Consider the following 26,235-nt stretch of genomic DNA (forward strand, 5'->3'; position numbering starts at 1 on the left):
ACCAGCAGCTTTTGTGCCAACTGGTATGCAAGATCTGTGCACCGAAATGGATCGGTGCCGTGCGCCGTTGGTGCGGCGCGTGCGCGCTACCGCTTGGCCAGGGCGCTCGCGGGCAGGGCCAGCAACATCAACAGCGCCGACAGCACGAGCGCCCCGCTCAGCACATAAAGGCTGGCCGTGAAGCCACCGGTCAGCGTCTTGAGTGCGCCGACCATCATCGGTGCGACCAGCCCCGCGCTGCCGCCGATGGTGCTGATGAGCGCAATGCCCGCGGCCGCCGCGCTCCTGGACATGAAGTTGCCCGGAATGGCCCACAGCACGGTGAACGCGCTCGAGATGCCCATCGACGCCAGCGCCAGGCACAGCACGGCCGCGAACGGGCTCTGCATGAAGAGCGTGGTCAGCGCGAGGCCGGCCGCACCCACGAGCGCACCGATGGCGAAGTGCCAGCGCCGTTCCTTCTTCCGGTCGGAATGCCGCCCGACCACGATGTTGGCCGCGATGCCCGCGACCGCCGGAATGACCGAATAGAAGCCGATCTGCAGCACGCTCAGCCCCATCGATTTCAGGATGGTCGGCTGCCAGAACGACAGCGCATAGATGCCCAGGATGATCAGGAACGACATGAAGCCGATCAGCCAGACGCGCCCGTCGCGCATGGCCGCACCGAAGGTGTGCCGCTCGGCGGCACCGTGCGCGGCCTGGTCCTCGGCCAGCAGACGCGCCACGCGCTGCTTCTCGGTGGCGGTGAGCCATGGCGCCTGCGCCGGGCTGTTCGAGAGCCAGCGGAAGGCCGCAATGCCCAGCATCACGCTCGGCAGCCCTTCGAGCAGAAACAGCCACTGCCAGCCACGCAGCGCGAGCACACCGTCGAGGTAGGTCATCGTGAGCCCGGCGATGGGCCCCGCGACGATCGGCGCTGCGCCGAAGGCCATGAAGAAGAGCGCGGTTGCCTGCGCGCGGCGGTGCGAGGGAAACCAGAGCGTCAGGTAGAACAACACGCCGGGCGCGAAGCCTGCCTCGAACACGCCGATCAGGAAGCGCAGCACATAGAACTGCATCGGCGTCGTCGCGAACATCATCGCCGCCGAGGCCAGGCCCCACAGGCCCATGATCCGCAGCAGCGTCGCGCGCACGCCGATCTTCGCGAGCATCAGGTTGCTCGGAATCTCGAACACCGCATAGCCGATGAAGAAGATGCCGGCCCCCAGGCCGAACACCGCGTCGCTGAAGCCCAGCTGGTCCTTCATCTGCAACTGCGCATAGCCGACGTTGGTGCGGTCCAGGTAGTTCAGCACATAGCAGGCGCACAGCAGCGGCATCAGCCGCCAGGTGATCTTGCGGAAAAGCGCGGCGTCGTCGCGCGCATCGGCCGAGGCGGGTGTGCGCGCATCGGCGGCATCGAGGGTGGCAGTGTTCATGGGTATGTCTCCTTCTTCTTTTTTCTCAGGGCCGGGCCAGCGCGCCGAAGCTCGTCTCGCCCCAGAGGTGACTCGTCGGCGCCCCCGGAAAAAGCCAGTGCGGCGAGCATTCGCTGGACGGCACCACGTTGCTGAAGCCATGCGACGACGAGGTGCCCGCGAGCGTCTTCTCCAGCACCATCGACAGGTACTGGTCGTTGCTGCTCTCCTGCGTGTTGCCGTTCAGGATCACCTCCGCGCCGGTCGCCTGCGCATAGCGGCGGATGCCGTTGTGGCGCGACTGCAGCGGCGCCCAGCTGTCGGCCGCCACGCCGTTCTCGCTGCTCACCCGCAGGCCGTCGGCGGTGCGATAGACCAGCGAGTGGTTGCCTTCGGTGTGCCCCGGCGTGTGCACCAGCGCAAGCCCGCGGCCAAGCTGGATGCTGCCGTCGAAAGCGACGATGCGTTCGGCCGGCACGCCGTCGAGCCCACGCGGGCAGTACCACTCGGCCTGCACCGGCAGCAGGCCCTGCACGTTCGCGAGTTCCTGCCGGTGCACCAGCAGCCTCGCGTTCGGCAGCAGCCCGGGCGTATTCGCGCCGCCGAGCCAGCGGCGCACATCCTGCGTGTGCAGGTGGTCGTAGGTGATGTAGTCGATCTGTTCGGGCGCCACGCCGCAGCTCGCCAGCGCCTGCGGCACCGTCTGGTAGACCGGCGCGATGGTCTTGTGCAGGAACTTCGGCGTCTGCTCGCTCAGCCGCTTGAAGTAGGGCGTTTCGTTGCCCGCCTCGAAGTCGGCCGGCGTGAACAGCAGCGTGCGCAGGCGTCCTTCGAAGTCGTCGTACTGGATCAGTACCGTGCGCGCCAGCAGATGAACCATGTGCGGCTTGAGCAACTGCTGCGAATACACCCCGGTGAAAGCGAACCAGGCCGGATACGGAATGCGCAGCAGGTTGAAGCTGCGCGCAAAGCGCACCGGCGGTGCATCGAGCAGTTGCTCGCGCAGCGCTGAGGCCCCATGACGGATGGCGCGCAAGCGGTCTTGCGGCATCGCCGCGCTGCGCGCGCCGTCGAAGTGCGCCAGTTGCGCGAACCCGGTGGGTTCTGGATCTCGGATCATGGTCGTCTCCTGAAAATTGAGGACATGCTTTTCGATTCGATGCGGTTCGTCGATCGGCCAGCACAACAACAGCGCCTGGTGTACGCAGGGCATCGGGTGCTCCCCGCAGCGAAATCAAGGAGGAGGGCGAAGCCCGGGGGACATTCGCGGAGGGGAGTACCCGGTGGCCTGCGTACACGCCCTGAAAAAGCTCAGTACATCGAGCGCCCACCCGAGATATCGAACACAGCCCCCGTACTGAAAGAGCAATCGTCCGAAGCCAGCCAGGCAGCCATCGCAGCCACTTCATCGACCTCGACGAACCGCCCCATCGGCACGCGCGCAAGCAAGGCGTTTCGCAGCTGCTCGCGGTGCTCCACAGGCACGTCCGCGAACACAGCCGTATCGGCCGCCGACGGCGTGATGCAGTTCACCAGCACGCCGGACAACGCGAGCTCCTTGCCCAGCGATTTCGTCAGCGAGATCAGCCCCGCCTTGGACGCCGAGTACGCCGCGTTGAAGCCGTTGCCTTCCTTGCCCGCCACCGAGGCGATGTTGACGATGCGACCGCGCTGCCTGGCCCGCATCACCGGCACGATGGCGCGGCAACAGAGCCATGCGCCGGTGAGATTGATGTCCAGCACGTTGCGCCATTGCGCGGGTGTGTGTTCCCACGCCGAAACCGTGGGCCCGAGCACGCCCGCGTTGTTGACGAGGATGTCGATGCCACCGAAGCCTTCCTGCGCCTCCGAGGCTGCGCGTGCGATCTGCCCTTCGTCGCGCACGTCCACGAGCGCCGAGGCCGCGGTGCCCAGCGGTGCGAGCTGCCGCACCGCTTCGGCCAGCGCCTCGGCTTCGACGTCCCACAGCGTCACGCTCGCGCCATTCGCCATGCAGCGCCGCGCAATCGCAAGGCCGATGCCGCGCGCGCCGCCGGTGATGACGGCGTGACGGCCTTCGAGCGGCCGCGCGGTGGTCATGCGACGGCAGCCTCGGCCTTGGGCGTTGCAGAAGGCTGGCCGAGCAGCCCTTGCACCAGCGCGCCCACCATCTCCGGCGGCACGCCGACCAGCAACTGCCGCAGCATCGTCAGCGTGTCGAAGTACACACGCTCGCAGACCAGCGTGTCGCCCTCGAAGATGAAGAAGGCGTTCATGCGGCAGCGGAAGGCATTGCCCGTCGGCGGAATGCCCTTCAGCGGCCCGCGGTGCGTGCCCAGCAGCCAGAACTCCACGATCACCGAATCGTCGGCGTGCCGCAGCTGGATGATCTCGTGGCGCTGATCGGGGAAGGCGCGGCGCGTCTCGGCGTAGTACTGGCGCACGTTGTCGTTGCCATCGTGCACCTCGCCGCTCGGGATCAGCTCGTAGTGCGGATGCGGGAAGGTGCCGAGCACGGCATCGAAGTCCTGCCGGGTTTCGTCGGCGAAGTGGTCGAGCACGATGCGCTCGCGGCGGGCTTGAAGTGCGGTGAGTTGCGTTTGGTTGTTCATCGGGGTGTGCTCCGTGAGACAGTGAAGACAGGTGACGTCGGGTTGCCGCGATTGCGGCCACCCGGGCTCGCTGCGTACTATCGGCACCCCCACGCACCAAGACTGTCCGTTGTTGGCATTCGCCACCCCGGGCAAACCCGCGATGCCACGCACGCCCCCTTCATCCCGCCTCGCTGCCACCGAAGTGACGCCCTCGCCGTCGGAAGCCAGCGACATGCGCCTGGCCGACGACGTGCAGCAGCGCCTGCTCGCGGTGGCGCACCGGCGCACGCTGGCGCGCGGCGAATCGCTGTTCCACAAGGGCTCGTCGCCCGATGCGCTGTTCGGCGTGGTGAGCGGATCGCTGCGCGTGAGCGTGGTCGCGCCGGGCGGGCGCGAAGCGGTGATCGCGATGCTCGAACCGGGGCACTGGTTCGGCGAGGTGTCGCTGCTCGTGGGGCGCGAGCGCGTCTACGACACCTTCGCGGTCGATGCCACCGAGATGGCCGTGGTGGCCGCGGCTGACTTCCATCGGCTGATCGCCGACCACCCCGATGTGCACATGGCCTTCACGCGGCTGGTGTGCCTGCGGCTGCGTCAGGCGCTCGCGTGGATCGACGACGTGATCCTGATGCCGCTGCCCGTGCGGCTTGCGCACCGGCTGCTGACGCTCGATGCGCGCGCCGCCGTGCCGGGGGATGCGAGCGGCGGCACCACGCTCGGCGTGTCGCAGGAAGACCTGTCGTTCATGCTCGGCGTGTCGCGCCAAAGCGTGAACCGGCAGCTGAAGCTCTGGGAGGAAGACGGCACGCTGCGCGTGCGCTACCGCAGCATCGAACTGCTGAGCCGCGCGCAGCTCGAGCGGCACGCGGCCGCGCTGCGTTGAACGCTGGCGCGGTTCAGTCCATCCGCGCGCCCGAGGCCTTCACCGCCTTGTCCCAACGCGGCGTTTCCGTCGCCAGGAAGCGCGCGAAGTCTTCGCTGCCCAGGTACGCCGGGTCCGCGCCCTGGCTCACCATGCGCTCGCGCACCTCGGGGCTGGTCAGCACCTGCCGGAACGCGTCGCTCAGCTTGGCGACCACGTCTTTCGGCGTGTCCTTCGGCGCAAGGAAACCGTAGAAGCCCACCACCTCGAAGCCTTTGACGCCCGACTCGATGACCGTCGGCACGTCGGGCAGCGCGGGGTTGCGCTCGCGGCTGGTCACGGCCAGCGCGCGCACCTTGCCCTGCTTGTGATAGTTGGCCGCTTGCGGAATCGACTCGGCCATGAACTGCACCTGCCCGCCCATCAGATCGGTGAAGGCCGGCGCGCTGCCGCGGTAGGGGATGTGCACCATGAAGATGCCGGTCGCGGTCTTGAACATCTCGGGCACCAGGTGGCTGATGCCGCCGTTGCCCGCCGAGCCGTAGTTGACCTGGCCGGGCCGCGCCTTGGCGTAGTCGATGAATTGCTTCAGGTTCTGCACCGGCAGCTTGGGCGTGACCAGAAGGGCGAGCGGCTGCATGGCAGTGCGTGCGATCGGCACGAAGTCGCGCTGCGTGTTGTAGGGCAGCTTGCTGTAGAGCGCGCCGTTGATCACCGCCACTCCGGTGTTGGCCAGCATCAGCGTGTAGCCGTCGGCCGGGCTCTTGGCGACCGCATCGGCGCCGACCGAGCCGCCCGCGCCGGGCTTGTAGTCGACGATCAGCGGCTGGCCGAGCACGGCCTGCAGCTTGTCGGTGAGCAGGCGCGCGTGCTGGTCGAGCGGGCCGCCGGCCGGGAAGCCGATGACGACCTTGATGGGCTTGTCGGGGTAGGCGGCCGTGACCGCCGTTGTGCCGAGCGTGCCGAGGGCCAAAGAAAGGACCGCCAGTGCGGTCCGGGTGGGCTTGTTCATGATCCGTCTCCTTGTTGTGGAGACGATCATAAGCAGCGCTGTCAGCTCGCCAGCGTGGCCTTCAGCGTGATCTCGGGCACGCTCGCGAGCGCCTTCGAGAGCGGGCAGCCGGCCTTCGCGGCGGCCGCGATTTCCTGGAACTTCGCTTCATCGAGATTTGGCACGGCGGCGTCCAGTTCGAGCTGGATGCGGTCGATCTTGAAACCGGCGCCGTCCTTGGCCAGGCGCACGGCGGCCTTGGTGTCGATGCGCGTCGCGGTCAGGCCCTGCGCTTCGAGCGCGAAGGCGAAGGCCATCGTGAAGCACGCCGCATGGGCCGCGCCGACGATCTCCTCGGGGTTGGTGCCGCGCTTGTCGTCCTCGAAGCGGCTTGCGAAGCCGTAGGGGTAGTCCTTCAGGGCGCCGGTCTCGGTGCTGATCTGGCCCTTGCCGGTCTTGCCGGCGCCTTCCCAGTGAACGCTTGCGTGCTTGTCTGCTGCCATGGTCGTGGTCCTTCGGTCGGGTGGTGGTGAGGTGGTGAAGACGGAAGCCGCAGCTTCCCGCGGAAAGCGGCCTCTGTCTGTAGTCGCACCGCGCATGTGCGCGCGCCATCGGTGTCAGAAAAACAGGCGTCGCCTAGGTGACGGTCCGGGGGCTTCCCCCATTGGGCGGCAGGGGCCGCGCGGCTTAGGCTGGCGTGCCGCCGGCACTCATTTCCCTTTTTCCGCCCGTTCTTCCCACCATGCAGCAGCAAACACGCCCGCACCACAAGTTCTGGCCCAAGCGCCTTCCGCATTCGATCACCGTCCCCGCCACCTCGCTGTGGCACAACCTCGCCACCTCGGCCGCGCGCTATCCCGACAAGGCGGCGCTGGTGTTCTTCGGCCGCGTGCTGAGCTATCGCGAGCTTGCCGACCAGGTCGAGCGGTTGGCCGGCGCGCTGCATGCGCTGGGCGTGCAGCGCGGCGACCGGGTGGTGCTGAACATGCAGAACTGTCCGCAACTGGTGATCGCGCATTTCGCGATCCTGCGTGCCAACGCGGTCGTGGTGCCCGTCAACCCGATGAACCGGGCCGAGGAGCTCAAGCACTACATCGTCGACCCCGATGCCAAGGTGGCGCTGACCACCGGCGACCTCGCGGGCGAACTGGCCAAGGCCAGCAACGCGCTGCCGCCCGAACAGCAGCTCTCGCACATCGTCGTGACCCAGTTCACCGACGCCTTCGATGCCGGCGTGACCGGCGACGACGCGCCCGCGCCGGCCTGGGCCGACTGGCTCGGCACGCGCCATCCGCTGCCATCGCTGGCGAACGGCAAGGCGATCGCATGGACCGACGCGCTCGAGGGCGGCCATCCGGCGCCGGCGCATGCGGTGGGCGCCAACGACATGGCGCTCCTGCCTTACACCAGCGGCACCACGGGCCTGCCCAAGGGCTGTGTGCATCACCATTCGAGCCTGATGCACAACGCCGTGTCGGGCCAGCTCTGGAGCCAGGCCACGTCCGAAGCGGTGGTGCTCGCGGTGGTGCCCATGTTCCACATCACGGGCGTGGTGAGCATGATGCACACCGCCATCCTCGCGGCGGCCACGCTGGTCATCATGCCGCGCTGGGACCGCGACCTGGCGGGCCGGCTGATCTCGCGCTGGAAGGTCACGAGCTGGACCAACATCCCCACCATGGTCATCGACCTCATGGCCAGCCCCAATTTCGCGAACTACGACATGTCGAGCCTGAGCTACATCGGCGGCGGCGGCGCCGCGATGCCGCAGGCGGTGGCGCAGCGCCTGTTCGAGCAGTACGGCCTGAAGTACCAGGAGGGCTACGGCCTCACCGAGACCGCCGCGCCCTCGCACACCAACCCGTCGGACCATCCCAAGCAGCAGTGCCTGGGCATTCCGTTCATGAGCACCGACGCGCGCGTGGTCGATCCCGACACGCTCAAGGAAATGCCCATCGGCGAATCGGGCGAAATCATCATCCACGGGCCCGAGGTGTTCCAGGGCTACTGGAAGCGGCCCGACGCCACGGCCGCCGCCTTCGTCGATTTCGAGGGCAAGCGCTTCTTCCGCTCGGGCGACATGGGCCGCATGGACGAGGACGGCTACTTCTTCATCACCGACCGCCTGAAGCGAATGATCAACGCCAGCGGCTTCAAGGTGTGGCCGGCCGAGGTCGAGCTTTTGATGTTCCGCCACCCCGCGATCCAGGAGGCCTGCGTCATCTCGACCAAGGACGAATACCGCGGCGAATCGGTCAAGGCGGTGGTGGTGCTGCGCGCCACGCACAAGGACACCACCGAGCAGGAGATCATCGACTGGTGCCGCGAGAACATGGCGGTCTACAAGATCCCGCGCAAGGTGCAGTTCGTGGATGTGCTGCCCAAGAGCGGCAGTGGCAAGGTGATGTGGCGGTTGCTGCAGGAAGCCGAGCAACCGGCGGCTTGAACACGGGCGGATGAGGCGGGCAGGCCGGCAACGCGGACTTTTTGCTTAAAATGAGAATAATTCGTATTTGTAGGCGGAGCTTCCGCCCCCGTGCCGCCCGCCATGCCCGCTGCCGAAGCCGCCTTCCAGCAAGTCCACACCCTCTACAGCGACCACCACGGCTGGCTCCAGTCGTGGCTGCGCAAGAAGCTCGGCAACTCGTGTGACGCGGCCGACCTGGCGCAGGACACCTTCGCACGGCTGCTGACGGCGCGCAACCCCGAGGTCATTGCGCAGCCGCGCGCCTACCTCACGAGCGTGGCCAAGAACATCCTCGTGAACTGGTACCAGCGCCAGGCGCTGGAGCGGGCCTACCTCGAGGCGCTGGCCGTGATGCCCGAGCCCGAGGCGCCGTCGCCCGAGCAGCGACTCGTGATCCTGCAGACGCTGCACGAGATCGACGCCATGCTCGACACCCTCAAGCCGCTTGCGCGCCGGGCCTTCCTGCTGTCGCAGCTCGACGGCATGAAATACGAAGACATCGCGCGCGAGCTGGGCGTGTCGCTCGTCACCGTCAAGCGCTACATGCAGCAGGGCTTCCGCGGCTGCCTGGCGGTGATGGAATGAGCGCGCTCAAGTTCGAGACATCGACGCTCGCGCCTCGCGTGCTCGACGAAGCCGCCGAATGGCTGATGCGGCTGCACGACCGCGCCGTCACCGACGAAGACCGCCGCGCCTGCGAGCGCTGGCGCCAGAGCCATCCCGACCACGCCCGCGCCTGGGCACGCGCCGAGCTGCTGATGAACAAGCTCGGCGGCCTGCCACCGGCGCTGGCCATGTCTTCACTCGCGCGGCCCGCGCGCGGCAACGCGAACAGCCGCCGCGCCACCCTCGGCCGGCTCGCCGCGCTGCTGGCGGCCGTGCCCGCCGGCTGGCTCGGCTGGCAGGTGGTCGAGATGGCGGACGAACGCGGCTGGATGGCCGGGCACCGCACCGCCACCGGCGAGCGCCGCGAGCTGCGGCTTGCCGATGGCAGCCGGCTCACGCTCAACACCGCCAGCGCGGTCGACGTGCACTTCGACGGCACGCAGCGCCTCGTGGTGCTGCGCGCGGGCGAGATCTTCATCGCCACCGCGCCCGACCCCGCCGGCGTGCACCGACCGTTCCGGGTGGCCAGCGCCGGCGGCACGCTGGAAGCCTTGGGCACGCGCTTCAGCGTGCGCAAGGAAGAAGCGGGCGGCGCCACCCACATCGCCGTGCTCGAAGGCGCGGTGCGCATCACGCCCGACCGCGCCGCCGCGCGCGTGCTGCCAGCCGGGCAGCAAGCCCGATTCGCCGCCGACGGCATCGACAGCATCACTCCAGCGGATGCCTCGGTGCTGGCCTGGACGCAGGGCATGCTGCTCGCCGACGGCATGCGGCTGGCCGACTTCGCCGCCGAGCTGTCGCGCTACCGCCCCGGCGTGCTGCATTGCGATGCGGCCGTGGCCGACCTGCGCATCTCGGGCGCCTTTCCGCTGGCCCACACCGACGGCGTGCTGCGCATGCTGGTGTCGACCTATCCGGTGGACGCGGCGACGCGCCTGCGCGGCTACTGGGTCACGCTCGTGCCGCGTGCGGCAGAAGAAGAAGGCGCGACCGGCGCCTCGAAAAATATTTCGACCCGGGGGTGAGACTTTTTTTCGTTTCGGCTGGCAAGGAGGGTGAAGAACCCACTGTCGTTGCCCAACCGAAAGGTCCGTTTCCATGTCCGTATCCCGCCCGCCCGCCTTGCGCCCGTTCGCAGAGCGCCGCCTGAACACCGTCCTTCGCCATGCCCTGATGGCGCTCGCCCTCGGCGGCCTGGCCGGTGCGGGAGGGCCAGCCTTCGCGCAGGCGTCGCCGTCGTCCCCGTCATCGCCTTCACTCGATGCCGCCGCGTCCCGCGCCTACGACATTCCCGCCGGCCCGCTCGGCCGCACGCTCGCCACCTTCGCGGCCGGCAACGGCATCGCGCTGTCGTTCGACCCCGCGCTGACGCAGGGGCGCAGCAGCCCCGCGATTTCGGGCCGCTACACCGCTCGCGAAGCCATCGAGCGCCTGCTCGCGGGCAGCGGCCTGCAGGTGGTCGCGCGCACCGACGGCAGCTACACGCTGAACCGCCGCGAGGGGGGCGCGCCCGCCGCAGGGGCCGTCGGCACCGACACGCTCGCGCCCGTCACCGTCACGGCCGAAGCCGACCGCAGCGGCATCACCGAAGGCACGGGCGCCTACACCACGCGCGCCACGGCGGCAGCCACCGGGCTGGCGCTGTCGCCGCGCGAGACGCCGCAGTCGGTTACCGTGATCACGCGCCAGCAGATCGAGGACCAGAACCTGCTGTCGCTCGGCCAGGCCATGCAGAGCGTGCCCGGCGTGTTCGCGGTGAGCTCCGACAGCGACCGCACCGACCTGTACGCGCGCGGTTTCTACATCGACAACTACCAGTACGACGGCGTGCCGACCTCGGTCACCACCGACTTCTTCGGCGCCTCCACCAACGACCCGGTGCTGTATGACCGCATCGAGGTCGTGCGCGGCTCGACCGGGCTGCTCACAGGCGCGGGCAACCCGTCGGCCTCGGTGAACCTGGTGCGCAAGCACGCCGACAGCAAGGTGTTCGCGGGCAGCGCGTCGCTCGCGCTGGGCTCGTGGAACCTGCGCCGCGGCACCGTCGACCTGCAGACGCCCGTCACGAAAGACGGCCGCGTGCGCGCCCGCATCATCGGCATGACGGAAGACCGCGACTCCTTCATCGACATGTACCACGGCCGCAAGCACGTGCTGTACGGCGTGGTCGACGCCGACCTCTCGCCGAGCACCACGCTGAGTGTGGGCATCGAGTCGCAAGCCACCCGGCCCACCTCGTCGACCTGGGGCGGCCTGCCGCTGACCTTCAGCGACGGCACGGCCACGAACTGGGACCGCTCCAAGTCCGTCGGCACGCGATGGACCCACTGGGACACGACTACCACCACGGCCTTCGCGAACCTCACGCACCAGTTCGACAACGGCTGGAAGCTCAAGGCCAACGCCTCGCACCGCGACAGCCAGCAGAACGCCAAGCTGCTGTACCTCTTCGGCGGCCTGGACCGCTTCACCGGCCGTGGCCTGGGCACGCTGCCCGGCTACTTCGAGCACGAGTTCCGCCAGAACAGCCTCGACCTGCAGGCCACCGGCCCCTTCACGCTGCTGGGCCGCACGCACGAACTCGTGGTGGGTGTGACCAACAGCCAGTCGCGCTACGTGGAAGCCAACCATCCGCGCACCAGCGCGCTGCCCAGCACCGGCAACTTCTACGCCTGGGACGGCTCGTTCGCCGAACCGACGTGGGAGCCGCTGAAGGTGTCGGGCATCACCAAGACGCGCCAGACCGGCTACTACGGCGCCGCGCGCCTGTCGCTGGCCGATTCGCTCAAGCTCATCGTGGGTGGCAGGCAGAACAGCTGGCGCTCCACGCGCCTGACCGCCGACGCCCCGGCCACGCGCAAGCACGAGGTGTTCACGCCCTACGCGGGCCTGGTCTACGACCTCAGCCGGAACTACTCGGTGTACGCGAGCTACACCGACATCTTCCAGCCGCAGAACTACCGCGACGCCACCGGTTCGTACCTCGACCCCGTGACCGGCAAGAGCTACGAGATCGGCCTGAAGGGCGAGCACCTGAACGGCAAGCTCAACACCTCGATCGCCGTCTTCCGCGCCGAGCAGGAAAACGTGGCGCAGCGCGACGGCACCAAGCTCGTGCCCAACTCGACCGAAGGCGCCTACTACGGCGCGCGCGGCGTGACCAGCAAGGGCATCGAGCTGCAGGTGTCGGGCGAATTGGCGCCGGGCTGGCAACTGAACGCGGGCATTGCGCGCACGCTCGGCCGCCAAGGCAACGGCGACCGCATCAACACCACCATGCCGACCACGCAGGCCACGCTGTTCACCACCTACCGGCTGCCCGGCGAATGGCACCGGCTCACGCTGGGCGGCGGCATCAACTGGCAGAACCGCACTTACTACGCATACAGCGTGGGCGATCTCAACCTGCGCTACCAGCAAGGCTCGCGCGCGGTCGTGAGCCTGATGGCGCGCTACGCCTTCACGCCCAAGCTGGCGCTGCAACTGAACATCGAGAACCTCTTCGACAAGAAGTACTACAGCAACATCGACGGGCAGGCCTATTTCGGCACCCCGCGCAACGCGGTGGCGACGTTGAGCTACGCGTTCTGACCGCGAATACGCGGTGAAAAGCGGGGCGCTTCACCAGCGCCTTCAGCGAAGACGAAAACAAATGCATCCGGAGGGCGGGGCGAGCACTTCGCGCCGAGAATCGGCGGTCGTTTTCGTCCCCGTATTCCGTCCTCTTTTCGCATGCGCTTTCGTCCGGTCTTCCTGTTTCTTTTCCTCGGCCTTTCAATCCCGCTGCTGGCGCATGCCGCATCGCCCCGCAACTGCCTCATCGTCGGCGTGACCGACGGCGACACGCTCACCGCGCGCTGCGGCCGCGTCGGTGCCTACGAGCAGGTCAAGGTGCGCATCGCCGCCATCGACGCTCCTGAAAAGAAGCAGCCCTACGGCCAGCGCAGCCGACAGGCGCTGAGCCGTCTCTGCTACGCCGAGAAAGCGGTCATCACCGAGCGCGACACCGACCGCTACGGCCGCACCGTGGCCGACGTGTCGTGCAACGGCGAGGACGCCGGCAGCCGCATGGTGTCCGAGGGCTGGGCCTGGGTGTACGACTACAACAAGATCGCGACCAAGCGCGGCGGCGGGCTCTTCAAGCTGCAGGACAGCGCGCGCTCGCGGCACCTGGGGCTGTGGGCCGATACGAAGCCGGTGCCGCCTTGGGACTGGCGCAAGAGCCAGCGCGAATCGCACTGGGGCGACCACTTCTTTTGAGACCGGCGTGACCGGGATGTAGGCCCGAACGGCCGGCAGCGCTCAGCAGGCGCCGCCGCTCCAGCAACGCAGCGAGGGCATGAACAGCCCCGCGACGAAGGTGATCGCGCAAAACACCAGCAGGATCAGCGCCGCCATGCGGAGGCCCTCGGCGTTCCAGCGCGGCGCAAAGCTGCTGATGAAGCCCGAGGCCCACGTGCCCTCGAGCCGCTCCGCGCCGCCCCAGCGCAGCACCCAGACGAGGAACAGCGCTTCGGCGGCATGAATGGCGATCCACCAGATCAGCGACAACATGGCCCCGGTTCCGCGTTCAGGACTCGCTCTTGCCCTGCACGTCGGCGACCACGCGCGCATTGCGCTGGAAGCTCCAGTACGCACCCGCCCAGTCCATCATCACGACGACGCGATTGCGAAAGCCGATGAGGAAATACGCGTGCGCAAACAGCCAGAACAGCCACGCGAGCCGGCCGCTGAAACGCAGCGGGCCGAAGGGCGTGCCCAGGTCCACCACCGCCGAGTTGCGGCCGATGGTCGCGAGGTTGCCGTAGTCGGCATAACGAAACGGCACGGTCGGCTGGCCCGCCATGCGGCGCAGGATGTTCGACGCCGCGGCGCGGCCCATCTGCTTGGCACCGGGCGACACGCCGGGCACCGGCTTGGGCGGCTTGCCGGGTGCGTGGCTCATGGCGGCGGCGAGGTCGCCCACCACGCTGATTTCGGGATGGCCCGCGAGGCTCAGGTCGGGCTCGACCTTGATGCGGCCCGCGCGATCGCATTCGACACCCGTGGCCGTGCCGAGCATGCGGCCCAGCGGCGAAGCCGCGACGCCCGCGGCCCAGACCACGCAGCTGCTATCGATTCGGTAGCTCGCGACCGGTGCGCCGTCCGCGCCGCCACCGGTCTGCACTTCGAGTCCGGTGGCGTCGATGGCGGTGACGCGCGCATTCAGCCGCACCTCGACGCCGAGCTTTTCCAGTTGCTCGAGCGCCTTCTGGCTCAGCGATTCGGGCATCGCCTGCAGCACGCGCGGGCCGCCTTCGACCAGCAGCACCTGCGAGCTGCTGGGGTCGATGTGGCGGAACTCGCCCGAGAGCGTGTGCTTGGCGATCTCGGCCAGCGTGCCGGCCATTTCCACGCCGGTCGGGCCGGCGCCGATCACCACGAAGGTGAGGAGGGCGCGGCGAAGAGCGGGATCGGTGGTGGTCTCGGCGGTTTCGAACGACAGCAGCACGCGGCGGCGGATTTCGAAGGCATCGGCCAGCGTCTTCAGCCCCGGCGCGACGGGCGCCCATTCGTCATGCCCGAAGTAGCTGTGCGTGGCGCCGGCGGCGACGATCAGGTGGTCGTAGGGCACTTGGGTGCCGCTCGCCAGCTGCACCGTGCGGCCGGCGGGATCGATGGCGCTCACTTCCCCGAGCAGCGTGGTGATGTTCTGTTGCTTGCGAAACAGCGCACGCACCGGCGCCGCGATGGAGGGCGCGGCGAGCCCGGCGGTCGCCACCTGGTAGAGCAGGGGCTGGAACAGGTGGTGGTTGGTCTTGTCGATCACAGTGACATCGACATCGGCGCGCTGCAGCTTGCGAGCCGCCTCCAGGCCGCCGAATCCGCAGCCGACGATGACGATTTGGGGCCTGGTGGACGCGGTCGAGGAGGTGTTCGTTTGCATCGAACGGATGATACGCAGCCGCCCTGCACACCCCGCCATCTTGTGCCACAGTGGCTGCCCGTCGACTTTCCGGCGGCGCCCCCGCGGCGTTTTGTCCTACGGACCGCGCCGGCCCGGATGGGCTAAAACTTGCAGCTGACCCGACTGGAGATTCCATGACGCTTTCCCGGCCGATCGCACAGGCGGCGAGCGCACTGCGCGACAGGTTCCGCGACGTGCGCGCCACAAGCCTCGCACTTGCCGCCCCGCTTTCCGCCGAAGACCAATGCATCCAGTCGATGCCCGATGCGAGCCCGACGAAGTGGCATCTCGCGCACACGACGTGGTTCTTCGAGACGGTGCTTCTGCAACCGCACGCCGAGGGCTACCAGCCCTTCGATCCGCGATTCCATTACCTCTTCAATTCGTACTACGAGGCGCTCGGGCCGCGGCATCCGCGTCCGCAGCGAGGACTGCTCACGAGGCCCTCGGTGGACGAGGTGCATGCGTACCGGCGGCATGTCGATGAAGCGGTGCTCGCGCTGCTCGAAGGCGGCGTCGGCGAGCAGGACTGGGCGGCGATCGAGCCCATCGTCACGCTCGGCCTGAACCACGAACAGCAGCATCAGGAGCTGCTGCTCACCGACATCCTGCATGCGCTGTCGTGCAATCCGCTGCTGCCTGCGTACAAGCCGGCGAGCGGCCCTGCATTGCGCTTGGCCGCGGTGCCGTCGCCGATGCGCTGGCTCCCGCAGCACGGCGGCATCGCCGAGGTCGGGCATGCGGGGCAAGATTTTTCTTTCGACAACGAGACACCGCGCCACAAGGCCTTGCTGCAGCCGTATGCGATTGCCGACCGGCTGGTGAACTGTGGCGACTACGCGCAGTTCATTGCCGATGGCGGGTACCAGCGCGCCGAGCTGTGGCTGTCCGATGGATGGGCTGCGGTGCAAGCCAACGGCTGGCGGCATCCTGCGTATTGGCTCGAGTCGGACGATCCGCGGCTCGGCCTCGGTTCGCAACAACAGCAGCAGCAGGGCAGCACGGGCTGGCATGTGTTCGGCCTGCACGGCGTGCGGCCGATGGAAGCCGATGCGCCGGTGTCGCAACTGAGTTTCTATGAAGCCGCCGCGTATGCCGAATGGGCCGGCGCGCGGCTGCCGACCGAGTTCGAATGGGAGGCCGCATTCGACGCGCCCGGCATCACGCAGATGACCGGCCATGTCTGGCAATGGACACGTTCCTCGTACGACCCGTACCCGGGCTTTCGCCCGATGCCCGGCATCGCGGCCGAATACAACGGCAAGTTCATGGTGGGGCAACTGGTGCTGCGCGGCGGCAGCGTCGCCACGCCGGCCGGGCATGCGCGGCCGAGTTATCGCAACTTCTTTCCGCCGGCAGCGCGCTGGCAATTCACGGGGCTGCGGCTCGCGAAAGACCTTTGATCATGCGCAATCCAACTTCTTCTTCGTCGCTGTCTTCGTTCGTTGCTTCTTCGAAGCCGCAGAAGGCGGAACGCGCGCCGGCGTCGGTCGTGCCGCTGTCCGAATTCGGGCGGGAGATGCAGGCGGGTCTTGCACGTTCGCCGCGCAGCATCTCGCCCAAGTTTTTCTACGACGCGGCGGGCTCGCAGCTGTTCGACCGCATCTGCGAATTGCCCGAGTACTACCCGACGCGCACGGAGCTGCGCATCCTTGGCGAATGCGCGGGCGAGATCGCCGAGCAGGTCGGGCCGAATGCGGAGATCGTGGAGTTCGGCGCGGGGTCGCTCACGAAGGTGCGGCTCTTGCTCGATGCGCTCGAAACGCCCAAGCGGTATCTGCCGATCGATATTTCGCGGGAGCACCTCGAAGCGGCTGCGGAGCGGTTGAAGGCGGACTATCCGGCGCTTGTGGTGCAGCCCATTGCGGCGGATTACACGATGCCTCTTGTGTTGCCTGCACCTATGGCGGGTTCGGGTCGTCGCGTCGGGTTTTTTCCGGGGTCGACCATTGGCAATTTCGAGCCTGATGAAGCGCTGGCTTTTCTGCAGCTTGCGGCGCGGATGCTGCGGGGCGGGGGGCTCTTGATCGGCGTCGATCTGGTGAAGGCGCCGGAGCGGTTGCATGCGGCTTACAACGATGCGCAAGGGGTGACGGCGGAGTTCAATCTGAATCTGCTGCGTCGGGCGAATACCGAGCTTGATGCGGACTTTGATCTCGATGGGTTTGCGCATGCGGCGTTCTATAACGCACCTCGTCAACGTATTGAGATGCATCTGGTGAGCCGGAAGGCTCAGAGCGTTTCTTTGAATGGGGAACGGTTTGGGTTCGAGGAGGGCGAGACTATTCATACGGAGTACTCGCACAAGTTCACTGTGGATGGGCTTCGTGCGTTGGCTGTTCGGGCAGGCTTCCGGCCTGGGGCGGTTTGGACGGATCCTGAGAGGCTCTTCAGCGTTCACTGGCTGGCTGCCTAGTTTTCTTTCCGAGGCCGGGTCTCGCCCCGGCAGGCGACTTACTTTCTTTTGCTTCGCCAAAAGAACGTAAGCAAAGAAAAGGCGACCCTGCTGTCTGCGACCCTCCGCTTCGCTACGGGCAACCTGCGGTGCTCGCGGTTCGCGGGGTCTCGCAGAACTCGCCTTCGGCTCAAACAGCTGCGAGCCCTGATCCGCGAACCGCTGCGCTCCTCGGCGCAGCCAGAAGGGCTTGGACCCCGGACGCGCCATCGCTTCGCTCGGCTTGCAGTCGGGCCTTTGCTTCGCTCGGCCGCCGTGCCCTCACCCCAGCCCTCTCCCAGAGGGAGAGGGAGCCATCCGAGCCCAGAGGAGCAGAGGCCCGTCGTCGCAGAGGGAGTCAACCCAAGCCGAGCAAAGCGAAGGCCCGAGGGCGCCGCCGAGCGCAGCGACGGCGTGTCGGTTTCCAAGCCCTTCTGTATGCGCCGAGGAGCGGAGCGTTTCGCGGATGAGGGCTCGCCCTTGTTTGAGGTTCTATGTTTTTTGCAAGCCGTTCTTTGGCAACAACCGCTGCGGATCGAACAACTCAGCGCCCTTCCAAACAGCAAAGGCCACTCGCAACAACTTGCGCCCCAGAATGATGAACGCCTGCGTAGTGGCGAAGCCCTTGGCCCGTATCGCCTCGTACAACGGCCTGAGTGCCTTGCTACGACTCGCCGAGAAGCCCACCAGATAGATCTGCCGGCGCAGCAGCGACGGCCCCTTCTTGCTCAATCGACGCCTGCCATGCTTGGCGCCCGAATCATTGGGCCGAGGGTCCAGTCCGCAGTACGCCACCAACGCATCTGCATTGGTGAACTCCAAGCGACTGAACAGCGTCGCCAGCAACGCCGAGGTCTGTGGGCCAATGCCAGTGATCGTGCGCAACCTCTGGCAGCCGCTGCGCAGCCGTGCATCGCTGGCAATCAGCTCCTGCACCTTCCCGTCCATCGCGCCAAGCAAGTCATCAAAGGCCTGGTACACGCCGCCGGCATCGATGTCGCATGCATCCACGCCGCTCACGATCTGCCGCAAGGCCGAGCGTTGGGCTGCCAGTCGCGCTCGGCGTGTGAGCAGATCCTGCAGCCGCTGCTGCACCGAGCTGGCAGCCTGCCAGGGGTGCAGGCGCTCGTGATGCTCGGCCAGATAACGCGCGATGACCCCGGCATCCACGCCGTCGGTCTTGGCCCTGGTGCCCAAGGCCCGGGCGTAGAAGTACACGTCGCGTGCATTGAGCACGTACACCTTCAACCCGGCCTGGTTGGCCAAGTGCGCCAGCAGGCCGTGATACCGCCCCGTCGACTCCATCGCGATGAGGGCCCCGGGCGGCACCTCCCGCAGCCAGTTGGCAATGCAGCTTGCATCGTTGGGCACGCTGCGAGGTCGATGCTCAGGCCCCAGCGAAATGACCAGCTCGGCCTTGGAAACATCCACGCCGATGTACAGGGTTGGCTCTTGCATGGCAGCACCTCCAGTTGGACAATTTGCCAAGCTGGGGTGCAGCCCACCCTCCACGTTTGCTTGCGTCCAGATCGGCGGTCGTCCCGTCCGAAAACGGAACTCCGCTCAGTTCCTAATCGACGTTGGAAGGTGGGGCGGGAGAAATCTCAAAACTGTCGGTCCGCTGCCGCGGCCGAGTGCGAAGCGAGTCCCTCCACCCCAGCGCCTCAACCATACAAGCGAAGCGAGTTTGGGCGAGACCCCGCGGAACGTGAGCACCGCAGGTTGCCCGCAGCGAAGCGGAGGGACGCAGACAGCAGGGTCGCCTTTCTTTTGCCTACCTTTCTTTGGCGAAGCAAAGAAAAGTAGGTCGCCCGCCGGGGCGAGACCCGGCCTCGGAAAACAAACATCCAAATAAGGTTCATACGACCCAATGAAAAAGCGACCGTGCCAAGCAACGGCACAATAGCCAAGCCCCGTGCGGCAGCGCAACGGAACGCGCCCCCGCCACCCTCCCCTTGGAGACCAAGACAAATGAAAGCAACCTGGAACGGCGTCACCATCGCCGAAAGCGACGACACCGTGCTCGTCGAAGGCAACCACTATTTCCCGATGAGTTCGCTCAACCGCGATCACGTCACCTTCAGCAACCACAAGAGCACCTGCCCCTGGAAGGGCACCGCGAGCTACTACTCCCTGCTGGTCAACGGCGAGCTCAACACCGACGCCGCCTGGTACTACGCCGACCCGAAGCCCGAAGCCGAGGAAATTCGCGACCGCGTCGCGTTCTGGAAGGACGTGAAGGTCAGCGCGTGACCACCGCCGCCTTCACGCCGCCGTTCATCGACCCTGCCGAACTGCCCGCCGCGCTGCGTGAACAGGGCTACGCGGTGCTGAGCCCCCAGGGCGTCAGCGACTGGCTCGGCGCGCCGCTCTCGCAGCTCGAGGCACTGCATGCGGACTGGAATGACCTTCCACCCGACGAGTACCTGAAGGACGGCGGCCGCTACCGCACGCGCCGCCATGCATGCTTCACCGTCGAGGCCGGCGACGACAACGCCACGCTCGAACAGGTGCCGCATCGCGCGCATTGGCAGCCGGTCGAATACAACGCGCTGCACGGCGGCATGCAGCGCTGGTTCGCGCCGATGCTCGCCGAGACCATCGTGCAGCCGGTGTGGCAGCGCCTGCTGCAGCGCCTCGGTACGGCCGCGAGCGACATGCGGGGTGCGCCACAGAAATGGTTCGTCGAGGCGCATCAGTTCCGCATCGACACCGCCGGCGGCATCGGCCGTCCGACCCCCGAGGGCGCGCACCGCGACGGCGTCGACCTGGTGGCCGTCGCGCTGGTCGGCCGTCAAGGCATCAAGGGCGGCGAGACGCGCGTGTTCGAGGCCAACGGCCGCCGCGGCGAGCGCTTCACCATGACCGAGCCGTGGACGCTGCTCGTGCTCGACGATGCACGCGTCATTCACGAATCGACACCGATCCAGCCGCTCGAAGAGGCCGGCGAAGGTTGGCGCGATACGCTCGTGATCACCTGCCGATCACAGGGTTTCCAGGGCGATTGACGTCCGTTGGCGGTACTTTGGGTGCCGCTGGCCCGAGTCCTACAGCCACCCACCGGTGTAGCGGTTAAATTCGGGACCCGGTTCGACTTCGAGCCGTGTCTGTCTGCGAACGAAAGCGAGGTCCGCCATGTTCAATCACATCCTGGTTCCCATCGACGGTTCTGAAACTTCCATGCTCGCCGTCAGCAAGGCCAGTGGCCTCGCACTGGCTTTCGGAAGCCGCATCACGCTGATTCACGTGATCGACAACTACCCCTTCATCGGCGTGGGCGCGGACTATGCGCTCGGCCAGAACGAATACCTCGCCGCTGCCACCGCGAGCGCGAATGCGGCGCTGGCACGCGGCGTTGCGGCGCTCGCGGCCGAAGGCCTGCACAGCGACCAGCGCGTGATCGACGGCCACGTGGTGCACGAAGGCATCGTCGATACCGCCATCGCGATCGCGGCCGACCTGATCGTGATGGGCTCGCATGGCCGCAGCGGCATCGAGAAACTGCTGCTGGGCAGCGTCACGCAGCGCGTCCTGCAGGACGCCACCATGCCGGTGCTCGTAGTCAAGGGCGGCTGAGCGAAAAGCCGGACTTGCTTTCGAAACGAAGGGACTGCTGCGTCGCCGGATGCACGAACGCCAGTTCGCTCGCATGCAGCATCAACCGCGGCGCACGCGCCTGCACCGCTGCATCGCCATAAAGCGCATCGCCAAGAATCGGATGACCGATCGACAGCAGGTGCACACGCAGCTGATGAGAGCGACCGGTCTCTGGTTCGAGCAGCACGTGGGTCGCGCTGAACTCCCCCTGCATCGATGACGCGAGCGCACGCCAGCGCGTGAGGCTGGGCTTGCCCGCGGGGTCGGTCTTCTGCAGCGGGCGGCGCGGCCAGTCGGCCATCAAGGGCGCATCGATGATCGACCAGTCTTCGCGCATGGGCATCGCGCCATCGACGATGGCTTCGTAGCGCTTGTGCACCTGTCGGTCGGCGAAGGCGGCGCTCAATGCGCGCTGCATCTCGAGGCTGCGTGCCATCACCACGAGGCCGCTGGTCGCCATGTCGAGCCGGTGGACGATCAATGCATCGGGCCATCGATGCATGGCACGTGCGCTCAGGCAGTCCTGCTTGTCGTCGCCGCGCCCGGGCACGCAGAGCAGGCCCGCGGGCTTCTCTAGCACCAGCAGGTGGACGTCTTCGTGGATCGGTTGGAGAGGCGGCGCGGTCATGGGGAAGCAGAGTGTAGAGAGGAGAGGCGCAGGGAAGAGCGTCGCACCCTGCTCATGCGCGGCTCATGGAGGCTCGGCTATCCTCGACCGAATGTCCGGCCCCGCTCCCGCCTCCGCTTCCTCCCCGCAGCCCAGCTTTTCCGACCTGACGCGCGAGCGCCCCTTCATGCACATGTGGACGGCGCGGCTCTTCGGAACCGCCGCCTCGCAGATGCTGCTGGTGGCCATCGGCTGGCACATGTACGAGCTCACCAACAGCGCCTGGGACCTGGGCCTCGTCGGGCTTTACCAATTCGTTCCCGCGCTGTTGCTGGCGCTTCTGGCCGGCCATATCGTCGACCGCCACCACCGCGGCCGCATCGTGGCGGCGTGCTTCGCAGTGCAGGCGTTGGTGGGGCTCGTGCTGCTGTTGGCCGTGATGGAGAAGCACGACACGCGCGGCCTGCTGCTGGGGCTCTCGCTGGTGCTCGGCGCGGTGCGCGCCTTCCAGATGCCGGCTCAGCAGGCGCTCACGCCGTTGCTGGTGCCGCCCTCGATGCTCGCCCGGGCGATGGCTTTCAGTTCGGCCGGCATGCAGGGCGCGATCATCGGCGGGCCGGCGCTCGGCGGGCTGCTGTTCGTGGCGGGCATGTCGGTGGTGTACGGCGCGAGCGTGGCGTTCTTCGTCGTCGCCTGCGTGCTGGTGCTGCGGCTGCGCTATGCCTACACGCTGGCCGCGCGCGAGCCGGTCACGCTGGCCACGGTGTTCGCGGGCGTCGACTTCATCTGGAAGCGCAAGCCCGTGCTCGGCGCCGTCTCGCTCGATCTGTTCGCGGTGCTGCTGGGCGGCGCGGTGGCGCTGCTGCCGATCTATGCGAAGGACATCCTGCACACCGGCCCCTGGGGCCTTGGCCTCTTGCGCGGCGCCCCCGCCGTGGGGGCACTGGTGATGTCGATCGCACTCACGCGGCGGCCGGTCGAGCGGCACGTGGGGCGCACGCTGCTGCTGGCCATCGGTCTCTTCGGCCTGTGCATGGTGGTGTTCGGCATCTCCAGGAGCTTCATCGTCTCGCTGATCGCGCTCGCCGTGTCGGGCGGGGCGGACATGGTCAACGTGGTGATCCGCCAGACGCTGGTGCAGCTGGAGACGCCCGATGCGATGCGCGGGCGGGTGAGCGCAGTCAATTCGATCTTCATCGGCGCGAGCAACCAGCTCGGCGAATTCGAATCGGGCGCCACGGCGGCGCTGCTCGGGCCCGTGGGGTCGGTGGTGGTGGGCGGCGTGGGAACGATGCTGGTGGCGCTGACGTGGTTCAAGCTGTTCCCGTCGCTGGCACAGCGCGATCGGCTCGTGGTGGCGATGCCTGCCGGCGCCAAGCCAGCGGGGCCGGCCTCCTAGTCCTAGTCCTGGAAAACCGAAAAGGCTTTCGGTGCGTCGAGCGTGAGGTCGTCCAGCGCCTCCGCCACGCAGGGGAGGATCCAGCCCTCGTCCTTCTCGTCGAAGCTCAGGCCGGGCCATTCGATGATGTGGCGCACATGGCCCGAGACCAACTGGCAGATGCAGGTACGGCAGGTGCCGTTGCGGCAGGAGCTCGGCAGTTCGATGCCGGCCGCTTCGGCGGCTTTCAGAAGCGTGGTGCCGGGTTCGGTCTCGAAGTCGAGGCCCGAGGGCTCGAGTCGGACCTTCATTCCTGGGGAGGCTGTTGTTGCTGCTGCCGCTCGCGGCGTTGTTCGCGCAGCATGAAGAGATAAAGGCTCTCGACCTTCTCGCGCGCCCACGGCGTCTTGCGCAAAAACTTGAGGCTGGAGCCCACGCTCGGGTCGATCTGGAAACAGCGGATGGGAACGAGCTCGCCGAGGTGTTCCCAGCCGTACCAGTCGGCCAGCGAGGTGACGATGGCCTCCAGCGTGAGCCCGTGCAGCGGATTGCGCGGCTGGGCCGGCTTGGCTGCAGGCGCCGGGGCCGGTGGGGCCCCGGCCGGTGCCTCGTCGGTCACTTGTTCTTGAGCTTGCCGCGCGGAATCACCGCGGTGGTGATCGTGCGGACCGGCTCGATGCCGCCGGTGCCCACGGGCTTGGGCGGCGAGGTGTCCTTCTTCGGTTTCTTGGCTTCCTTGGTGCTGCGTTGCTGACTCTTGGCCATGACTTTTCTCCAGTTGATGCTACGGATGCAGCGGGCAGTTTAGCGGTGCGGCGACAATAGCCGGTTCCATCCGATTTCCCCGCATTCATGTCCGATTACGAAGTTCGCCCCGCCACGATGCGCGACGCCAAGGCCGTCGCCGAAGTCCATGCCCTGGCCGCCAAGGCCGCCTACGAAGGCATCCTCCCCGAAGAAGAGCTGCGCACGCTGGCCCCGGCCAGCCGCGAAGCCAAGTGGCGCGAAGCCATTGAATTCAGCGAACCGCAAGTGCAGGTCGCCACGCTGGACGGCGAAATCGTCGGCTTCGTCGGCTTCGACCGCTCGCGCGACCCCAAGACGCCGTCCACCACGGGCGAGATCTGGGCCATCTACGTCAAGCCCGAGCACTGGAGCAAGGGCGTGGGCGTGGCCCTCTGGGACGCCGCGCGCGAAGGCCTCGAGGAAGAGGGCTGCACCACGGTCACCATCTGGGTGCCGATTCGCAACGACCGCGCCATGCGCTTTCATGAACTCGCAGGCTTCAAGCGCGAGATGAAGACCGCCAAGACCACGCTGCTGGGCACGGTGCGCATCGAAGAGATTCGCCTCAAGCGCAGCGTCGCCTGATTCCATGACGCCGCCGCTGCCGACAACGCCCGACGCCGGCCACAACGGCAACCATGCAGCGCGCGTGCTCGCGCACCGGCGCCGCACGACCGTCGTGCAGTGGATTCGCCGCACCCACGGCTGGTTCGGCCTCTGGGGCGCGGTGCTGGGGCTCCTGTTCGGTTTCAGCGGCATCTGGCTCAACCACCGCAACGTGCTCAAGCTGCCGCAGGCCCAGGAGCGCACACGGGCCCAGCTGGCGCTGCCCGACCCGGTGCCCGACACCCCCGAGGCGATGAGCCAGTGGCTTCAAGGCGCGCTGCGCATGAGCGGGCCGCCCAATTCATCGCGCGTCGAGCCGGCCAAGCCGGTGGCCTGGGCCGACAAGAGCGACAAGTCGGCGCCCGCGTTGACGCAGCCCGCGCACTGGGTCTTCAACTTCGGCGGCCCGAACGAAACCGTGCAGGCCGACTACTGGCAGGGCAACCGCTCGGTCGGCGTCAACACCACGCACAACGGCTTCGTCGCCACGCTCACCAGCATGCACAAGGGCGGCGGCATGCCGCTCGCGTGGATCCTCCTGGTCGACACGCTGGCCGGCAGCCTGATCTTTCTCTCGGTCTCGGGCGTGGCGCTGTGGATGCTCACGCACCGCCGCCGCCGCGTCGGCCTCGCGCTGTTCGGCGCATCGCTTGCCGCGATGCTGGCCATCGCGTTCAGCGCGCTCTGATCGCCGTCCCGAGGCTGCCGCGTACGGTTATTGCAAGTGCCTGCAGCCGCTGCGGCTAAGCTCGCCGATTCTTTTTCAGACTGACCTTTTCACATGGCCACCAGCCTGCTCCTGCTGCTCGACGACATCGCAACCGTCCTGGACGACGTGTCGATCCTCACCAAAGTCGCCGCCAAGAAGACGGCCGGCGTGCTCGGCGACGACCTCGCGCTCAATGCGCAGCAAGTCTCCGGTGTCAGGGCCGAGCGCGAGATTCCGGTGGTCTGGGCGGTCTGCAAGGGCTCGTTCATCAACAAGGCCATCCTGGTGCCCGCGGCGCTGGCCATCGGCACCTGGCTGCCCTGGCTGGTGACGCCGCTGCTGATGGTCGGCGGCGCTTTTCTCTGCTTCGAGGGCGCCGAAAAACTCGCGCACAAGTTCCTGCACAAGAAGGAACACGACGCCGACACCCAGCGCCACGAGCAAGCCGTGGCCGACGAGGCGGTCGACGTGGTGGCGATCGAGAAGGACAAGATCAAGGGCGCCGTGCGCACCGATTTCATCCTCTCGGCCGAAATCATCGCGATCACGCTGGGCACCGTGCAGGGCCAGCCGTTCACGACGCAGCTGAGCGTGCTGGTCGGCATCGCGCTGATCATGACGATCGGCGTCTACGGCCTCGTGGCCGGCATCGTGAAGCTCGACGACGCGGGCCTCTACCTGAGCCAGCGCGCGAGCGCCGCCTCCCGCGCGTTGGGCCGCGGCATCCTCGCCACGGCGCCCTGGCTCATGAAGGCGCTGTCGGTCGCCGGCACCGCCGCCATGTTCCTCGTGGGCGGCGGCATCCTCGTGCACGGCGTGCCCGCGTTTGGCCACGCCGTCGAAGACTGGGCCAAGGCCACGGGCGGCGTGTTCGGCACGCTGGGCTCGATGGGCGTGAACGCCGTCGTGGGCCTTGTCGCCGGTGCGATCGTGCTGGCGGTCGTGGAGCTCGTCGGCAAACTGCGCGGCAAGAAGGGCTGAGCCTGCTGCGGCAAGCACGTCCCTCTCGCTGAAACCCGCCGCAAGGCGGGTTTTTCTTTTTCAGGAGCGCGGCTTGTTGCGCTGGAACAGGCCGACGCCGACCAGCGCGATGCCCAGCACCAGCGCGAACCAGCCGACGATGTAGGCGCCCGCCACCATCTCGAACCAGCGCGTGCCTTGCAGGAAGCGGGGCGCCAGCAGCACGGCGGCGCCGATCACGAGGCAGAGGATGCCGCGTTCGAGCGTGCGGAGTTGTCGTTGGGGCTTGGCCATGGCTTGTTCTTCGATGGT

General features: G+C 67.5%; 29 protein-coding genes. 15 read left to right on the top strand and 14 right to left on the bottom strand.

The features are described from left to right. Positions 1–86 precede the first annotated feature (86 nt). From QFZ83_RS06275 to QFZ83_RS06290, 4 genes are all read right to left on the bottom strand, one after another. The gene (locus tag QFZ83_RS06275) at positions 87–1,421 is read right to left on the bottom strand and encodes an MFS transporter (protein WP_307503932.1); all 1,335 of its coding nucleotides are present in this window, start codon (positions 1,419–1,421) and stop codon (positions 87–89) included. Between the two features lie 25 nt (positions 1,422–1,446). Next, complete coding sequence (locus QFZ83_RS06280) at positions 1,447–2,520, bottom strand: hypothetical protein (RefSeq protein WP_307503935.1); 1,074 nt, start codon at positions 2,518–2,520, stop codon at positions 1,447–1,449. A gap of 191 nt (positions 2,521–2,711) precedes the next feature. Next, positions 2,712–3,479, bottom strand: a complete 768-nt coding sequence (locus QFZ83_RS06285; RefSeq protein ID WP_307503937.1) for an SDR family NAD(P)-dependent oxidoreductase — start codon at positions 3,477–3,479, stop codon at positions 2,712–2,714. Then, positions 3,476–3,991 (bottom strand): ester cyclase, encoded by a 516-nt coding sequence (locus QFZ83_RS06290; RefSeq protein ID WP_307503940.1) that lies wholly within the window; start codon positions 3,989–3,991, stop codon positions 3,476–3,478. The genes QFZ83_RS06285 and QFZ83_RS06290 overlap by 4 nt, the downstream gene beginning before the upstream one ends. A 142-nt stretch (positions 3,992–4,133) precedes the next feature. On the opposite strand from QFZ83_RS06290, the gene QFZ83_RS06295 reads away from it, so the two are divergent. Further along, on the top strand, positions 4,134–4,856 hold the full coding sequence (locus tag QFZ83_RS06295) for a Crp/Fnr family transcriptional regulator (protein WP_307503943.1): 723 nt from the start codon (positions 4,134–4,136) through the stop codon (positions 4,854–4,856). 13 nt (positions 4,857–4,869) lie between these two features. Here the strand turns inward: QFZ83_RS06295 and QFZ83_RS06300 are convergent, their stop codons facing one another. Then, a complete protein-coding gene (locus QFZ83_RS06300) occupies positions 4,870–5,847 on the bottom strand; it encodes a tripartite tricarboxylate transporter substrate binding protein (RefSeq protein WP_307503946.1) in 978 nt (325 codons plus the stop codon). A gap of 41 nt (positions 5,848–5,888) precedes the next feature. Continuing rightward, positions 5,889–6,329 carry an OsmC family protein gene (locus tag QFZ83_RS06305; RefSeq protein ID WP_307503949.1) on the bottom strand — a complete coding sequence of 147 codons (441 nt, stop codon included), beginning with the start codon at positions 6,327–6,329 and terminating at the stop codon, positions 5,889–5,891. Positions 6,330–6,568: 239 nt separating this feature from the next. Here QFZ83_RS06305 and QFZ83_RS06310 point away from each other — a divergent pair, with 239 nt between their 5' ends. From QFZ83_RS06310 to QFZ83_RS06330, 5 genes are all read left to right on the top strand, one after another. After that, on the top strand, positions 6,569–8,272 hold the full coding sequence (locus QFZ83_RS06310) for a long-chain fatty acid--CoA ligase (protein ID WP_307503952.1): 1,704 nt from the start codon (positions 6,569–6,571) through the stop codon (positions 8,270–8,272). Between the two features lie 102 nt (positions 8,273–8,374). Next, on the top strand, positions 8,375–8,878 hold the full coding sequence (locus QFZ83_RS06315) for a sigma-70 family RNA polymerase sigma factor (RefSeq protein ID WP_307503955.1): 504 nt from the start codon (positions 8,375–8,377) through the stop codon (positions 8,876–8,878). Then, complete coding sequence (locus QFZ83_RS06320) at positions 8,875–9,924, top strand: FecR domain-containing protein (protein ID WP_307503957.1); 1,050 nt, start codon at positions 8,875–8,877, stop codon at positions 9,922–9,924. The genes QFZ83_RS06315 and QFZ83_RS06320 overlap by 4 nt, the downstream gene beginning before the upstream one ends. Positions 9,925–9,997: 73 nt before the next feature. Continuing rightward, the gene (fhuE, locus tag QFZ83_RS06325) at positions 9,998–12,490 is read left to right on the top strand and encodes a ferric-rhodotorulic acid/ferric-coprogen receptor FhuE (RefSeq protein ID WP_307503959.1); all 2,493 of its coding nucleotides are present in this window, start codon (positions 9,998–10,000) and stop codon (positions 12,488–12,490) included. A gap of 141 nt (positions 12,491–12,631) precedes the next feature. Next, the gene (locus tag QFZ83_RS06330; RefSeq protein ID WP_307503962.1) at positions 12,632–13,159 is read left to right on the top strand and encodes a thermonuclease family protein; all 528 of its coding nucleotides are present in this window, start codon (positions 12,632–12,634) and stop codon (positions 13,157–13,159) included. Between the two features lie 42 nt (positions 13,160–13,201). On the opposite strand, the gene QFZ83_RS06335 is transcribed toward QFZ83_RS06330, so the two are convergent. Then, entirely contained in the window at positions 13,202–13,453 is a 252-nt protein-coding gene (locus tag QFZ83_RS06335; RefSeq protein ID WP_013542604.1) for a hypothetical protein, read from the bottom strand. 16 nt (positions 13,454–13,469) lie between these two features. Next, a complete protein-coding gene (locus tag QFZ83_RS06340; RefSeq protein WP_013542603.1) occupies positions 13,470–14,825 on the bottom strand; it encodes an NAD(P)/FAD-dependent oxidoreductase in 1,356 nt (451 codons plus the stop codon). A gap of 155 nt (positions 14,826–14,980) precedes the next feature. Between QFZ83_RS06340 and egtB the strand changes: the two genes are divergently transcribed. Both egtB and egtD read left to right on the top strand, forming a co-directional pair. Continuing rightward, entirely contained in the window at positions 14,981–16,249 is a 1,269-nt protein-coding gene (egtB, locus tag QFZ83_RS06345; protein WP_307503969.1) for an ergothioneine biosynthesis protein EgtB, read from the top strand. A 116-nt stretch (positions 16,250–16,365) separates the two neighbouring features. Then, positions 16,366–17,262, top strand: coding sequence for an L-histidine N(alpha)-methyltransferase (gene egtD, locus QFZ83_RS06350; protein ID WP_307512640.1), 897 nt, complete (start codon positions 16,366–16,368; stop codon positions 17,260–17,262). Positions 17,263–17,772: 510 nt separating this feature from the next. Here egtD and QFZ83_RS06355 read toward each other — a convergent pair. Then, positions 17,773–18,738, bottom strand: coding sequence for a transposase (locus tag QFZ83_RS06355; protein ID WP_307503972.1), 966 nt, complete (start codon positions 18,736–18,738; stop codon positions 17,773–17,775). Positions 18,739–19,251: 513 nt separating this feature from the next. Here QFZ83_RS06355 and QFZ83_RS06360 point away from each other — a divergent pair. From QFZ83_RS06360 to QFZ83_RS06370, 3 genes are all read left to right on the top strand, one after another. Continuing rightward, complete coding sequence (locus QFZ83_RS06360) at positions 19,252–19,533, top strand: DUF427 domain-containing protein (RefSeq protein ID WP_306883216.1); 282 nt, start codon at positions 19,252–19,254, stop codon at positions 19,531–19,533. Beyond that, positions 19,530–20,288 carry a 2OG-Fe dioxygenase family protein gene (locus tag QFZ83_RS06365; protein ID WP_307503975.1) on the top strand — a complete coding sequence of 253 codons (759 nt, stop codon included), beginning with the start codon at positions 19,530–19,532 and terminating at the stop codon, positions 20,286–20,288. The genes QFZ83_RS06360 and QFZ83_RS06365 overlap by 4 nt, the downstream gene beginning before the upstream one ends. A gap of 127 nt (positions 20,289–20,415) precedes the next feature. Then, a complete protein-coding gene (locus QFZ83_RS06370; protein ID WP_013542598.1) occupies positions 20,416–20,856 on the top strand; it encodes a universal stress protein in 441 nt (146 codons plus the stop codon). Here the strand turns inward: QFZ83_RS06370 and QFZ83_RS06375 are convergent. Then, positions 20,843–21,505, bottom strand: coding sequence for an RluA family pseudouridine synthase (locus QFZ83_RS06375; protein WP_307503977.1), 663 nt, complete (start codon positions 21,503–21,505; stop codon positions 20,843–20,845). The genes QFZ83_RS06370 and QFZ83_RS06375 overlap by 14 nt on opposite strands. Positions 21,506–21,596: 91 nt before the next feature. On the opposite strand from QFZ83_RS06375, the gene QFZ83_RS06380 reads away from it, so the two are divergent. Continuing rightward, the gene (locus tag QFZ83_RS06380) at positions 21,597–22,883 is read left to right on the top strand and encodes an MFS transporter (protein ID WP_307503979.1); all 1,287 of its coding nucleotides are present in this window, start codon (positions 21,597–21,599) and stop codon (positions 22,881–22,883) included. Positions 22,884–22,885: 2 nt separating this feature from the next. Here QFZ83_RS06380 and QFZ83_RS06385 read toward each other — a convergent pair whose 3' ends face one another. The 3 genes from QFZ83_RS06385 to QFZ83_RS06395 are packed head-to-tail and all read right to left on the bottom strand — an operon-like array spanning position 22,886 to position 23,627. Beyond that, positions 22,886–23,173 carry a 2Fe-2S iron-sulfur cluster-binding protein gene (locus tag QFZ83_RS06385; RefSeq protein ID WP_013542595.1) on the bottom strand — a complete coding sequence of 96 codons (288 nt, stop codon included), beginning with the start codon at positions 23,171–23,173 and terminating at the stop codon, positions 22,886–22,888. Next, positions 23,170–23,481, bottom strand: a complete 312-nt coding sequence (locus QFZ83_RS06390; protein WP_013542594.1) for a VF530 family DNA-binding protein — start codon at positions 23,479–23,481, stop codon at positions 23,170–23,172. Before QFZ83_RS06390 ends, QFZ83_RS06385 begins: the two co-directional genes overlap by 4 nt. Continuing rightward, positions 23,478–23,627 (bottom strand): hypothetical protein, encoded by a 150-nt coding sequence (locus tag QFZ83_RS06395; protein WP_013542593.1) that lies wholly within the window; start codon positions 23,625–23,627, stop codon positions 23,478–23,480. The genes QFZ83_RS06390 and QFZ83_RS06395 overlap by 4 nt, the downstream gene beginning before the upstream one ends. An 87-nt stretch (positions 23,628–23,714) precedes the next feature. Between QFZ83_RS06395 and QFZ83_RS06400 the strand changes: the two genes are divergently transcribed. The 3 genes from QFZ83_RS06400 to QFZ83_RS06410 all read left to right on the top strand — a co-directional run bounded on the left by QFZ83_RS06400 (position 23,715) and on the right by QFZ83_RS06410 (position 25,944). After that, the gene (locus QFZ83_RS06400) at positions 23,715–24,233 is read left to right on the top strand and encodes a GNAT family N-acetyltransferase (protein ID WP_307503984.1); all 519 of its coding nucleotides are present in this window, start codon (positions 23,715–23,717) and stop codon (positions 24,231–24,233) included. 4 nt (positions 24,234–24,237) lie between these two features. Next, on the top strand, positions 24,238–24,942 hold the full coding sequence (locus tag QFZ83_RS06405) for a PepSY-associated TM helix domain-containing protein (RefSeq protein WP_307503987.1): 705 nt from the start codon (positions 24,238–24,240) through the stop codon (positions 24,940–24,942). A 93-nt stretch (positions 24,943–25,035) separates the two neighbouring features. Next, entirely contained in the window at positions 25,036–25,944 is a 909-nt protein-coding gene (locus QFZ83_RS06410) for a DUF808 domain-containing protein (RefSeq protein WP_307503991.1), read from the top strand. 60 nt (positions 25,945–26,004) lie between these two features. Here the strand turns inward: QFZ83_RS06410 and QFZ83_RS06415 are convergent, their stop codons facing one another. Then, positions 26,005–26,217 carry a hypothetical protein gene (locus tag QFZ83_RS06415; protein WP_306883209.1) on the bottom strand — a complete coding sequence of 71 codons (213 nt, stop codon included), beginning with the start codon at positions 26,215–26,217 and terminating at the stop codon, positions 26,005–26,007. Between the last annotated feature and the right edge of the window lie 18 nt (positions 26,218–26,235).

Origin of the sequence: Variovorax sp. W1I1 (assembly GCF_030815625.1) — a bacterium.
GTDB classification, from domain to species: Bacteria; Pseudomonadota; Gammaproteobacteria; order Burkholderiales; family Burkholderiaceae_C; genus Variovorax; species Variovorax paradoxus_C.